The sequence below is a fragment of the Nitratireductor sp. J20-h4 genome (genome assembly GCF_056780505.1).
The window spans coordinates 3,522,798-3,535,464 of record NZ_CM165557.1 but is presented as its reverse complement, the minus strand read 5'-3'; the positions used below and the strand labels follow the sequence as shown (position 1 = coordinate 3,535,464).

At 66.2% G+C, this 12,667-nt stretch carries 12 protein-coding genes; 9 read left to right on the top strand and 3 right to left on the bottom strand.

The annotated features are described in order from the left end of the window. Together ACT2B0_RS16920 and ACT2B0_RS16915 are read right to left on the bottom strand one after the other, a co-directional pair. The gene (locus ACT2B0_RS16920; RefSeq protein WP_473459426.1) at positions 1-1,410 is read right to left on the bottom strand and encodes a lipopolysaccharide biosynthesis protein; all 1,410 of its coding nucleotides are present in this window, start codon (positions 1,408-1,410) and stop codon (positions 1-3) included. 118 nt (positions 1,411-1,528) lie between these two features. Next, positions 1,529-2,401 carry a methyltransferase domain-containing protein gene (locus tag ACT2B0_RS16915; RefSeq protein ID WP_473459424.1) on the bottom strand — a complete coding sequence of 291 codons (873 nt, stop codon included), beginning with the start codon at positions 2,399-2,401 and terminating at the stop codon, positions 1,529-1,531. Positions 2,402-2,513: 112 nt separating this feature from the next. Between ACT2B0_RS16915 and ACT2B0_RS16910 the strand changes: the two genes are divergently transcribed. Genes ACT2B0_RS16910 through ACT2B0_RS16895 form a run of 4 tightly spaced genes read left to right on the top strand, consistent with a single transcriptional unit; the run spans position 2,514 to position 4,865 of the window. Next, a complete protein-coding gene (locus tag ACT2B0_RS16910) occupies positions 2,514-3,278 on the top strand; it encodes a double zinc ribbon domain-containing protein (RefSeq protein WP_348337091.1) in 765 nt (254 codons plus the stop codon). Positions 3,279-3,301: 23 nt separating this feature from the next. After that, positions 3,302-3,568, top strand: a complete 267-nt coding sequence (gene grxC, locus ACT2B0_RS16905; protein ID WP_348337072.1) for a glutaredoxin 3 — start codon at positions 3,302-3,304, stop codon at positions 3,566-3,568. Positions 3,569-3,576: 8 nt separating this feature from the next. Next, a complete protein-coding gene (locus ACT2B0_RS16900) occupies positions 3,577-4,443 on the top strand; it encodes a carbon-nitrogen hydrolase family protein (protein WP_473459422.1) in 867 nt (288 codons plus the stop codon). Beyond that, positions 4,440-4,865, top strand: a complete 426-nt coding sequence (locus ACT2B0_RS16895) for a DUF1178 family protein (RefSeq protein WP_348337074.1) — start codon at positions 4,440-4,442, stop codon at positions 4,863-4,865. Before ACT2B0_RS16900 ends, ACT2B0_RS16895 begins: the two co-directional genes overlap by 4 nt. A gap of 72 nt (positions 4,866-4,937) precedes the next feature. On the opposite strand, the gene ubiG is transcribed toward ACT2B0_RS16895, so the two are convergent. After that, complete coding sequence (gene ubiG / locus ACT2B0_RS16890) at positions 4,938-5,693, bottom strand: bifunctional 2-polyprenyl-6-hydroxyphenol methylase/3-demethylubiquinol 3-O-methyltransferase UbiG (RefSeq protein ID WP_348337075.1); 756 nt, start codon at positions 5,691-5,693, stop codon at positions 4,938-4,940. Between the two features lie 246 nt (positions 5,694-5,939). Between ubiG and ACT2B0_RS16885 the strand changes: the two genes are divergently transcribed. The 5 genes from ACT2B0_RS16885 to ACT2B0_RS16865 all read left to right on the top strand — a co-directional run bounded on the left by ACT2B0_RS16885 (position 5,940) and on the right by ACT2B0_RS16865 (position 12,551). Continuing rightward, positions 5,940-7,193: an aspartate kinase gene (locus ACT2B0_RS16885; protein ID WP_473459419.1), complete on the top strand. Its 1,254-nt coding sequence runs from the start codon at positions 5,940-5,942 to the stop codon at positions 7,191-7,193. Between the two features lie 74 nt (positions 7,194-7,267). Continuing rightward, positions 7,268-9,544 carry a phosphoenolpyruvate--protein phosphotransferase gene (gene ptsP, locus ACT2B0_RS16880; protein WP_473459417.1) on the top strand — a complete coding sequence of 759 codons (2,277 nt, stop codon included), beginning with the start codon at positions 7,268-7,270 and terminating at the stop codon, positions 9,542-9,544. A gap of 3 nt (positions 9,545-9,547) precedes the next feature. After that, the gene (prfA, locus tag ACT2B0_RS16875; RefSeq protein ID WP_350052072.1) at positions 9,548-10,627 is read left to right on the top strand and encodes a peptide chain release factor 1; all 1,080 of its coding nucleotides are present in this window, start codon (positions 9,548-9,550) and stop codon (positions 10,625-10,627) included. Continuing rightward, complete coding sequence (gene prmC / locus ACT2B0_RS16870; RefSeq protein ID WP_473459414.1) at positions 10,620-11,501, top strand: peptide chain release factor N(5)-glutamine methyltransferase; 882 nt, start codon at positions 10,620-10,622, stop codon at positions 11,499-11,501. Before prfA ends, prmC begins: the two co-directional genes overlap by 8 nt. A 306-nt stretch (positions 11,502-11,807) precedes the next feature. Continuing rightward, positions 11,808-12,551 carry a DUF4167 domain-containing protein gene (locus ACT2B0_RS16865; protein ID WP_473459412.1) on the top strand — a complete coding sequence of 248 codons (744 nt, stop codon included), beginning with the start codon at positions 11,808-11,810 and terminating at the stop codon, positions 12,549-12,551. Positions 12,552-12,667 lie beyond the last annotated feature (116 nt).

Below are 12,667 nucleotides of genomic sequence, written 5' to 3'. Positions count from 1 at the left end.
TCAACCTCGCGCTTCGTGCGATGACGGCAAAAACACCAGCATGACGATGCCGAGGCGGCGCCACACGGTGAAGGACAGGGCGAGCGCTTCGAACGCCATGGCGATCGCCGTCGCGATCGCCGCGCCCCACAGCCCGAATTCGGGGATGAGCATGAAGTTGAGCGCAATGTTGAGCGACAGCGCCAGCGCGTAGACCAGGGCGCACACGTTCTGATTGCCGGTCATGGTGAGCAGGCTTTCGGCCGGGCCGACCGCCGCGCGCGCCACCACGCCGCCGACGAGCACGAACAAAAGCGGATAGCCGGCGACGAATTCGGGCCCGAACAGCGACAGCATCGGCTTGCCGAGCAGAAGGACGGCGAACGCCATGGCAAGCGACGGCCAGAAGGTCCACGAGGCCGTCTCGCGGGCAAAGGCGCTTAGCAACTGGGTGTCGCCGGCATGGGTGATGCTGGCGTAACGCTGGGCGACGCCGGCCTTGACGGCAAAATAGACGAAGTGCACCAGCGCCAGGGTTTTTACCGTGGCGAAATAGACGGCGACCTGGTCCGGCGGCATGAAGCGACCGACCATCAGCACGTCGGCATTGGTGAGCAGGAAGAAAAAACTCTCGACCAGAAAGATCGGCATCGAAACCAGGATCCACTCGCGCAGCAGGTATTTGCGCGGCCCGGGTTCCATGCGCCGGTCCACCCGGCCGGTTACCGACACGAGCTGGATGATGGTGGTGGTGTAGGTGGCCATGATCGCGGCGATGATCGCGGTGACCGCGCAGGGCTGGAAACCGGCCAGAAGCGAGCCGCCCATGAAGGCCAGGATCAGCACCGGCCGGATCAGATAGGTCGGCGAGAGCGCGGAGATCGCCCAGGCATTGGCCCGCGACACGCCCTGGAGCGCGTCGGACAGCGAAATCATCGGCAGGCAGACGATGCCGAGATAGAAGGGGATGATGTAGTAGGATTCGATTGCCGGGGCGAACAGCCAGATGCCGGCCGCGCCGATCGCCGCAACAACGGTGGAGGCGATCAGAACGAAGAGCCGGCTGGCCAGAAGGATGCCGCGCAGTTCGGCCAGCCGCCCCTTTTCGCGATATTCGGGAATGAAGCGGATGATCGAGGTGTGAAAGCCCAGGCAGGAGAGGTTGCCGACGATCACCATCGTGACCCAGACGAGGACGAAGATCCCGTATTCGAAACTGCCCATCCAGCGCGCCAGCAGCACCTGGCTGACGAAGGCGATGACGGCGTTGACGATGCGGATAAAGAACGCAATCAGCGACATGCGCCCGGCTTCGCCGCGCCCGTCGGCTCCCGAAAGAACGGAGTCCACGAGGCCCAGCAGCGGGCGGGCGCGGAGCGCCAGGCGCTCCGGCAGCAGCCGTTCCGCAGTGGTGGCGGCGGAAAATCGCACGCATTACTCTCCGTTTTCCGTCCTCCGCTGCATAAAGGACAACCTTTAAGAAACGGTTCGGCGATCCCGGAAATCGGGCTGGCGAGCGGGGCGGGCGCGGGCGTTGCCTGGCCGGCCGCTACCGCTTGTCCTGCTCCTTGAGCGCTTGGGCGAGCGGCATCGTCGCCGAACCCGGCCTGGCGGGCTTTTGCTGCGAGGCGTCCGGCGCCCAGCCCGACAGCCAGATCAGCGAGAACGTGGCGCGCAGGCGTCCGTCCGGATCGGCAAAGCGCTCGGCGTAGAGGTCGGCCGCGCGCAGGAAGACCTGCCTGCGGGTCGGCCGTTTCAGCCGGCCGAACAGCGTGTTGGTGGCCCCCATCTGGCGCAGATCGCGCAACAGCGCGAACATGTCGGAATAACGCACGGTGATGGTTTCGATGTCGGCGACAGGCAGGGCGAAGCCCGCCCGCTGCAGCAAGGCGCCCGCTGCGCGCACGTCGGCGAACGGCAGCACCCTGGGACTGGCGCCGCCGGTGATCTCGGTCTCGGCGGCCAGCAGGCAGTGGCGCAGTTCTTCCAGCGTGCCGGCGCCGGCGAAGGCGGCCAGAAACAGACCGTCCGGACGCAGGGCGCGGCGGATCTGGATCAAGGCGCCCGGCAGATCGTTGACCTCGTGCAGCGCGAGCAGGGAAACGGCGAGGTCCAGACTTTCGGGCTCGAGCGGCAGGTGCTCGCCGTCGGAGACGAATCCGGCGCCGCCTTCCAGGAACATCGGATCGGGTTCGATGCACACCACCTCGCCGACACGGCCGGAATCGCGCATGGCCAGCGCCGCATGCGGCGTCAGGCAGTGAATGGCGGCGCAGTCCGTAAACCGCCGTTCCACCGTTGTCAGCCGGTCGCAGAGTTCCTCGGCCGTGCGCTCCATCAAAAAGGTCGCGATCGGCCGCGCCCCGGCAAGAAGCCGCTTCTTGCGCGCGATCGAGAGGTCGAGATCAAGGATGTTTTCCATCGGGCCCCGTCTGCGACACCGATCCGTTCCGGTCGGAGGAATGGCTGATGGCGCCTGGTTCTGGTAGTTTGCCGGTCATGGGACCAGCGTGGTGAACCATCGGCTCGGCGAGATCAAGCGTGTGGTGCGTGGCGGCGCCGCGCTGATCGGCGCGTTCGCCTTTCCGCCGACATGCGCGGGCTGCCGCAAGCTGGTTGTGGAACCCGGCACGCTGTGCGCGGAATGCTGGCGCGGGCTGGCCATGATCGAGCGTCCCTATTGCGAGGTGCTGGGCATCCCGTTCGTCTGCGAGATGGGCGAGAAGGCGGTTTGTCTGGCCGCGATCTCCGAACCGCCGCCGTTTTCGCGTGCGCGCGCGGCGGTCGCCTATGACGGCGTGGCGCGCCGGCTGGTGCAGGGGTTGAAGTTCCACGACCGAACCGACCTCGCGCCCTGGATGGCGCGGTGGATGGCGCGCGCCGGGGCCGAGCTTCTCGGCGACGCCGACATGATCGTGCCGGTTCCGCTGCATCGGCGGCGCTTTCTCCTCAGGCGGTTCAACCAGGCGGCCGAACTCGGCCGCGCCATCGCCGTTCGTGCAGGGGTCGCTTTCGAGCCGGAGCTCGTCCTGCGCGCGCGCAGCACGCGCCAGCAGGTCGGCCTTGGGCTTGCCGAGCGCCGCTCCAATGTCAGGGGCGCGTTCGCGGTGCCGCCGGGCCGGCGGGCCATGGTCAAGGGCCGGCGGGTGCTGGTCGTCGACGACGTCTACACCACCGGAGCGACGGTCAGCGCGGTCGCCCGCGCGCTCGTGCGGGCCGGGGCGAACGCGGTCGACGTGCTTACATTCGCGCGGGTTTTGTCGCAGGACTTCCGGGACGACGCGGCTGCGCCTATATAGGGGGCGGAAAACCGGAATTGGCCATGGCTGACGTGACAATCTATACCCGCGCTATGTGCGGTTACTGTACGGCGGCGAAGCGACTTCTCGACCAGAAGGGCGTTGCCTATGTCGAGCACGATGCGAGTTTTTCGCCGGAACTGCGCAGCGAAATGATGACGCGCTCGGGACGCGCGACCTTTCCGCAGATCTTCGTCGGCGCGGTCCATGTCGGCGGCTGCGACGAGCTTTTGGCGCTCGAGAGGAGCGGCAAGCTCGACACGCTCATCGCCAACGGCTCGTTCGTCTGAGGTTTGCGATGAGCGTTTTCAAGGCAGCGACCGTGCAGATGCGCTCGGGCATGGATCCGGCGCGCAACGCCGCCGATTTCGAGGCGCTGGTGCGCCAGGCGGCCGGCCGGGGCGCCACCTATGTGCAGTCTCCGGAAATGACCGGCGCGCTGGTGCGCGACAGGGAAACGCTGCGGCGGATCGTCAAGGACGAGGCCGGCGACCTTCTGGTTGCCGCCGCCCGGCGGCTTGCCGCCGAACTCCAAATCGCCATCCACCTCGGATCGACCGCGATCGCGTTGCCGGGCGGCAAGGTTGCCAACCGGGCGTTCCTGTTTGACCGGACCGGCGCGCTGGTTGCGACCTATGACAAGATCCACATGTTCGACGTCGACCTCGACAAAGGCGAGAGCTGGCGCGAATCGGCGACCTACCAGCCGGGCGGGCGTGCGGTCGTGGCGATGCTGGCCGGCGTCCCGTTCGGGCTGGCCATCTGCTACGATCTGCGCTTTCCGCAGCTTTTCCGAGCCCAGGCGCTGGCGGGCGCGGCGGTATTGAGCGCGCCGGCGGCCTTCACCCGCCAGACCGGCCGGGCCCACTGGCACGTGCTGACACGGGCGCGGGCGATCGAGAACGGCGCCTGGCTGGTCGCAGCGGCGCAGGGCGGGCTCCACGAGGACGGCCGGGAGACGTTCGGACATTCGGTGATCGTCGATCCCTGGGGCGCGGTGGTGGCCGAGGTCGCCGGCGACGAGCCGGGCATCGCCCTTGCCGAGATCGACCCGCGCGCCAGCGCCGCCGCGCGCGCGAAAATCCCAAATTTGCAGAACGCGCGCGAGTTCGGTGTCGATGTGGTCGCTCATGACGACGCTTCGGTGCGGAGAGCGGCGTCTTGATCCGGTTTTCGCTTCATTGCGATACGGGCCACGACTTCGAGGCCTGGTTTCGCGGCAATGACGATTACGACGCCCAGGCCGCGCGGCATCTCGTGGCCTGTCCGCACTGCGGCTCGACCAAGGTGGAAAAGACCCTGATGGCGCCGGCCGTGTCGACCGGCCGCCGCAGGGAGAAGCTGGCTCTGGCGGCCAATGCCGAGCAGAAGAAGGCAATGGCCAAGCTGAAGGAACTGGCGCACAAGATGCGCGAGAACGCCGACTATGTCGGCGACAAATTCGCCGAGGAAGCCCGCAAGATCCATTTCGGCGAAACCGAAGCCCGTGGCATCTATGGCGAGGCGACGGCGGAGGAGGCCAAGGGGCTTGTCGAGGACGGGGTCGAGTTCATCCCGATTCCGGATTTTCCCGACGACAAGAACTGAGCGGGACCGCCGTCGGATCGTTGCCGCGCACCGGTTCGAGCGGGGCGGCCGAGATGCGGTGTGGGTCCTGCCTCAGTCGTCGGCAGGCTTCTTTTCGGCCAGAACCATGTAGTTGACGTCCATGTCGCGCGAGCGCTGCCAGCGGTCGCCGAGCGGATTGTAGACGACGCCGGTGCGGTCGATAACGTTCATGCCGGCCGCGTTTAGCGCGGCTTCCAGCTCGGCGGGCCGCACCAGCTTGTTGAACTGGTGCGTGCCGCGCGGCAGCCAGCGCAACACATACTCCGCGCCGAAGATCGCCAGGCCGAGCGCCTTGAGCGTGCGGTTGATGGTGGCGACCACCATGATCCCGTCGGGTTTGACCATCTGGCTGCATTTGGCGAGGAACAGGTTCATGTCCGAAACATGCTCGACCACCTCCATGTTGAGGACGACGTCGAATTCCTCGCCCGCCTCGGCGAGCGCCTCGGCGGTGGTCGCGCGGTAATCGATCTTCAGATCGCCTTCCGCGGCATGCAGCTTGGCGACCTCGATATTGGTTTCGGAGGCGTCGGCCCCCACCACTTCGGCGCCGAGCCGCACCATCGGCTCGCACAGCAGGCCGCCGCCGCAGCCGATATCGAGGATGCGCAGGCCCTGGAACGGCCGCGACGAGCGCGGATCGCGCCCGAAACGGACCGCGATCTGGTCGCGGATATAAGCCAGGCGAACCGGGTTGAACTTGTGCAGCGGGCGGAACTTGCCCTTCGGATCCCACCATTCCGCGGCCAGGGCGGAAAAGCGTGCGACCTCGTCGGTGTCGATCGTCGTTGGTTGCGTCTCGGGCATCCGGCGGTCTCCTCTACGCCGGACATCAAGTCGGGTCCGAGGCGGCCAAAGTCAAGACGCCAAAATTGTCACAGCGACAAGACGAGCCCGGTTGCCGGCGCGAAGGCATGGCGCGGCGTTGGCTTGCGGACCCACCCCCTTTGCATTATGGAAACCGCGCATCGCGCCCCGTTTTACGGACGCGCGTTCCTTTCAAATCCGCCCGCAGGCAGCCGGGCGCATTCCGCTACAGGGTTCGACGGTTTCATGGCGCGTATCGTGATGAAATTCGGCGGGACGTCCGTCGCCGACATCGATCGCATCCGCATCGTGGCCCGCCATGTCAAACGCGAGGTCGATGCCGGTCACGAGGTCGCGGTGGTGGTGTCGGCCATGGCCGGCAAGACCAACGAGCTTGTCGGCTGGACGCGCGAGGCCTCGCCGCTGCACGACGCGCGCGAGTATGACGCGGTGGTGGCGTCGGGCGAACAGGTGACGGCGGGACTGCTGGCGATCACCCTGCAGGCGATGGGCGTGCATGCGCGCTCCTGGCTCGGCTGGCAGATTCCGATCCGCACCGACAACGCCCACGGCGCGGCCCGCATCACCGAGATCGACGGCTCGTTCCTGATCAAGCGCTTCGGCGAGGGCCAGGTGGCGGTGATCGCCGGCTTCCAGGGCATCGGGCCCGACAACCGCATCGCCACGCTCGGGCGCGGCGGCTCCGACACGTCGGCGGTTGCGATCGCCGCGGCGGTGGGCGCCGACCGCTGCGACATCTATACCGACGTCGACGGCGTCTACACCACCGATCCGCGCATCGAGCCCAAGGCGCGCCGTTTGGCCCGCATCTCGTTCGAGGAAATGCTGGAAATGGCCTCGCTCGGCGCGAAGGTGCTGCAGGTGCGCTCGGTGGAGCTGGCCATGGTGCACAAGGTCAGGACATTCGTCAGGTCGTCGTTCGCCGATCCGGACGCGCCCGGCATGGGGGATTTCGACAATCCGCCCGGCACGCTCATTTGCGAAGAGGATGAAATCGTGGAACAGCAGGTCGTCACCGGCATCGCCTATGCCAAGGACGAGGCCCAGATTTCGCTGCGGCGGGTCGCCGACCGGCCCGGCGTCGCCGCCGGGATATTCGGTCCGCTCGCCGAAGCCAGGATCAATGTCGACATGATCGTCCAGAATATCTCCGAGGACGGTTCGCGCACCGACATGACGTTTACCGTGCCGTCGAGCGACGTCGACAAGGCGCTCGCGGTGCTCAACAAGGTGCGCGAGACGATCGGTTTCGACGCGGTTCAGCACGAGACGGGCATGGTCAAGGTGTCGGTGATCGGCATCGGCATGCGCAGCCATGCCGGCGTGGCGGCCACGGCCTTCAAGGCTTTGTCGGAAAAGGGGATCAATATCCGCGCGATCACGACCTCGGAGATCAAGATTTCGATTCTGATCGACGGTCCCTATGCCGAACTCGCCGTGCGCACTTTGCATTCCGTCTACGGGCTGGATAAGCAGTAGGCCAATGAATTGAGCGCGGCCCGGCCGCCGTGGCGATGTCCGCCCGGCGGAGCGTGGTCGTTGGAGAAACGCCGATGCGCGAAATCGCCGGCAGCCCGCGCATATTGCTGAAGCGGCTGCGCGAGATCATGGCCGAAGCCTTGGAGCCGCAGGAGCGGCTCGACCGGATCGTGCGCGAAATCGCCTCCAACATGGTCGCCGAAGTGTGCTCGCTTTATGTGCTTCGCGCCGACGCGGTGCTGGAACTCTACGCCACGGAAGGCCTCAATCCCGGTTCGGTGCATCTGGCGCAGTTGCGACTAGGCCAGGGCCTTGTCGGCACGATCGCGGCGAGCGCGCGTCCGCTCAACCTGTCGGACGCGCGCCATCATCCCGCCTTTACCTACCTCCCCGAAACCGGGGAGGAAATCTACAATTCCTTTCTGGGCGTGCCGGTGCTGCGCGCCGGCCGTACGCTCGGCGTGCTCGTCGTCCAGAACAAGACCAACCGGCACTATGGCGACGACGAGGCCGAAGCACTCGAGACCACGGCGATGGTGATCGCCGAGATGATCGCCACCGGCGATCTGCGCCGGCTGACACGGCCGGGCATGGAGCTCGACCTGAGCCGTCCGGTCAGCCTGACGGGGGCTGCCTTCAATGAGGGCGTCGGGCTCGGCCATGTCGTGCTGCACGAGCCGCGCATCGTCGTCACGGAACTGTTCAACGAGGATGTCGACCAGGAGCTGAGGCGGCTTGAAACCGCGCTCGGATCGCTGCGGCTTTCGATCGACGACATGCTCTCGCGCCGCGAGATCGCCTTTGAGGGCGAGCATCGCGCGGTGCTGGAAGCCTATCGTATGTTCGCGCATGACCGCGGCTGGGTGCGCCGGCTCGAGGAGGCCATCCGCAACGGACTGACGGCCGAGGCGGCGGTGGAGAAGGTGCAGTCGGACATGCGCGCGCGCATGCTGCACATGACCGATCCCTATCTGCGCGAGCGGATGAACGATTTCGACGATCTCGCCTACCGGCTGCTGCGCCAGCTCATGGGGCGCGGTCCGGAGGAAATCGCCGCCGCGCTGCCCAAGGACGCCATCATTGTCGCCCGCTCCATGGGCGCGGCCGAACTGCTTGACTATCCGCGCGGCAAGCTGCGCGGGCTGGTGCTCGAGGAAGGCGCGGTGACGAGCCATGTGGTGATCGTCGGCAAGGCGATGGGCATCCCGGTTGTCGGTCAGGCCAAGGGCGCGGTCTCGATGGCCGAGAACGGCGATGCGCTGATCGTCGACGGTGACGACGGCAAGGTTCATCTCAGGCCGCAGCCCGATGTCGAGGCGGCCTATGCCGAAAAGGTCCGTTTCCGGGCCAAGAAACAGCAGCTTTATCGCGAGTTGCGCGACCGGCCATCCGTGTCGAAGGACGGGATCGCGGTCGAGTTGATGATGAATGCCGGCCTGGCGGTCGACCTGCCGCAGCTTGCCGAAGCGGGCGCTGCCGGGATCGGGCTTTTCCGTTCCGAACTGCAGTTCATGGTGGCGGCGACCTTTCCCCGCGCCCAGGAGCAGGAGAAGCTTTATCGCGAGGTGATCGAGGCGGCGGGTTCGAAGCCGGTGACCTTCCGCACCATCGATATTGGCGGCGACAAGGTGCTGCCCTATTTCCGCGGCGCGGAGAAGGAGGAGAACCCGGCGCTGGGCTGGCGGGCGATCCGGCTGACGCTCGACCGCCCGGGATTGCTGCGCACCCAGTTTCGGGCGCTGCTCAAGGCGGCGGCGGGCCGCGAGTTGCGGGTGATGCTGCCGATGGTGACGGAGATCGGCGAGATCACCAAGGCGCGTGGCCTGATCGAGCGCGAGGTGCGGCAGTTGGCGCGGTTCGGCTACGCGCTGCCGACAAGCCTGAAGCTCGGCGCCATGATCGAGGTGCCGTCGCTTCTGTTTCAGCTTCCCGAATTGATGCGCGCGGTCGATTTCGTATCGATCGGCTCAAACGATTTGTTCCAGTTCATGACCGCGACCGACCGTGGCAACGGCCTGTTGGCGGGGCGTTTCGACCCGCTTTCGGTGCCGTTCCTGCGGGTCCTGAAATCGGTGCTCGACGCCGGACGTGAGGCTGGCAAGCCGGTGACGCTGTGCGGCGAACTGGCCAGCCGGCCGATTTCGGCGATGGCGCTGGTGGGTCTCGGCTTTCGGGCGATTTCGATGTCGCCCGCCGCGATCGGACCGGTGAAGGCGATGCTGGCCGACCTGCCGGTCGGTGAACTCGAAGGGCTGATGATCCAGCTGCTCAAGGAGAGCGCCGTTGACATGGACGTGCCGGCCCGGCTTCGCGCCTTCGCCGACGAATTCGACATTTCCTGCGAGACCTGACCAATGAGCTTCGTTTCGTCCGAGAGAATGGATCAGGTCCTGAAACGCTTCGAGATGATCGAGGCGCAGATGGCCGCCGGCCCCGAACCCGAGGCCTATGTGCGGCTGGCGTCGGAATATGCCGAGCTGGAAAAGCTCGCCGTCGAGATCCGCGCGCTGCGCGGCGCGGAAGCCGAACGCGACGGGCTGGAAACCATGCTTGCCGATGCATCGACCGATGCGGAGATGCGCGCGCTGGCCGAGGCCGAACTGCCGGAGATCGAGCAGCGCATCGAGGCGTTTCGGCAGGAGATCCAGATCCTGCTTTTGCCCAAGGACGATGCCGACGACAAGAACGCGATCCTGGAGATCCGGGCGGGGACGGGTGGCGACGAGGCGGCGATCTTCGCCGGCGATCTGTTTCGCATGTATGAACGCTACGCCGCCGGCCGCGGCTGGCGCGTCGAGCTCGTCTCGGCGAGCGAGGGTGATGCCGGCGGCTACAAGGAAATCATCGCCACGGTATCGGGCAAGGGCGTGTTTTCGCGCCTTAAATTCGAATCCGGCGTCCATCGCGTGCAGCGCGTGCCGGAAACCGAGGCGAGCGGTCGCATCCACACCTCCGCAGCCACCGTGGCCGTGCTTCCCGAAGCCGAGGAAATCGACGTCGAGATCCGCAACGAGGATATCCGTATCGACACGATGCGTGCCTCCGGGGCCGGTGGCCAGCATGTCAATACCACCGATTCGGCGGTGCGGATCACGCATCTTCCGACTGGAATCATGGTGATGCAGGCGGAAAAGTCGCAACACCAAAACCGCGCCCGCGCCATGCAGTTGCTGCGCGCCAAGCTGTTCGACATCCAGCGGACCAAGGCGGCGGAGGAGCGGTCCGAATCGCGGCGCCTGCAGGTCGGGTCGGGCGATCGCTCGGAGCGGATCCGTACCTATAATTTTCCGCAGGGCCGGGTGAGCGATCACCGCATCAACCTGACGCTCTACAAGCTCGACCGGGTGATGGAGGGCGATCTCGACGAGATCATCGACGCGCTGATATCCGACCATCAATCGGCGCTGCTGGCCGACATGGCGCAGGATGGCTGAAGACGATAGCCCGGCGTCGGCGCCCGATCTCGGCACGGTTCTGGCCGAAGCCCGCCGGCGCCTGAAGGCCGGGGGGGGCGGCGAGGCGGCGCTCGACGCCAGGCTGATCGTCGAGCATTTTTCCAAAACGCAGCGCATCGACGCGCTGCGCGATCCCGCATTGAGCCTCGATGCGCAAACCGTCGGGCACATCGAAGAGGCGGTAAGATTGCGGCTCGCCGGGATGCCGGTGCATCGCATTCTCGGCTATCGCGAGTTCTACGGATTGCGGCTCGGCCTGTCGCCGGAGACGCTCGAACCCAGGCCGGATACCGAAACGCTGGTTGAGGCCGTGCTGCCGGACCTTGCCGGGATCGCCGCGCGCAAGGGGGCATGTTCCATCCTCGATCTCGGCACCGGGACGGGCGCGGTTGCGCTTGCGCTGCTGAGCGCTCTGCCGCAAGCGCGCGCGCGGGGCGTGGACTTGTCGGCGGGGGCGGTGCGGACGGCGACCGACAATGCCGACCGCCTCGGACTGGACGGGCGGTTCACGGCCATTGTTTCGGACTGGTATGGAGATGTGACCGGCGTTTACGATGCGATCGTGTCCAATCCTCCCTATATTACGTTCCGAGAGATGGGCGACCTGCCGGTGGAAGTCGCCGGTCACGATCCCCATCTGGCGCTTGATGGCGGTGCCGACGGTCTTGATGCCTATCGCGTCATCGCGGCGGGCGCCGGGACCCATCTCGAACGCGACGGGATTGTCGGCGTGGAAATCGGCAGCCGGCAAAAAACGGATGTCATCGCCGCCTTCGCGGCCCACGGTCTGCGGCTGCGTTCGGCAGCCCGCGATCTTGCCGGTCACGACCGGGCGCTGGTGTTCGGCTTTTAGGGCGCGATTTTGTGCCGTGCGAAAAAATACTTGGCAAGGGTGATGAATATCGCTAGTTTCCGGCCACCGGATGAGACGAAGCAGGCAGTGCTGTATCGATTCGGTTCCAATGGAAACAAGCTGCCAATCGCGTGACGCGAAAGCGCTTCGTGTGGGGATCGTTCGGCCAGGTAGCGCAACCGAAAGCGAGTTGGCAGCCAGCGGTCGAACGGCGGTAACTCGCCCATGCTCGATGGTAAGGCGGTCGCGACAAAGTGCGAAGCCGCGTTCCCCAGTGTTCACGATGATTGCAAAAAAGAGAAGCGGATGAGGCCACAACAGCAGAATAGGCGTATGCGCGGTCGCAACAACAACAACCGCAAAGGCCCCAATCCTTTGACCCGGTCCTACGAAAGCAACGGCCCGGACGTGAAGATCAGGGGCTCCGCGCAGCAGGTTGCCGACAAATACACGACGCTGGCGCGGGACGCGCAAAGCGCCGGCGACCGGGTGATGGCCGAAAACTATCTGCAGCATGCCGAACACTACAACCGCATCATCGCGGCCGCGCAAAGCCAGTCGGCGCAAAACAACGCGCCCCGCGACCAGCGCGACGATTTCGACGATGACGACGCGGATGAGCGTCAGGGCAACCAGAACAATGCGCCGGCGCAGACGCCGGCCGAAAACCAGCCCAAGGCGGCGCAGGACGACCAGCAGGTCGAACGCTCCCAACCGCCGCGCAGTGACGCCAAGGACGACGGCTCCGGCCCGCAGCCGGTGATCGAGGGTACGCCTGTCGAGGTTGCGATCGAACAGGAAACGATGAAGACGGCCGCGGACAAACCCAAGCGCTCGCGTCGCGCCAACGGGGCGCCTGCCGCCGAGGAGGCGGGCAAGGATGGCGAGGAGGCACCGCCGCGTCGCGCCCGGCGTCCGCGCCGCCCGCGCACGAGCGATGTCGAAACCACCGATGCCGCCGCGCCGGCCAAGGCGAGCGCCGACGGCGACGCGCAGGCGCCGTCCGAAGACGGTCAGGGCGACCTGCCTCTGCCTGCCGCCGCGCAATAACCGGCTACAGCGCCGGCACAAGGATGTGAAAGGCGGCCTTCGTGCCGCCTTTTTTCTTTGGCGTGGCGGTCCCGGGCGAATTTCGGAGCAAAGTCCGGGCGGCAGATGCTTGAGTG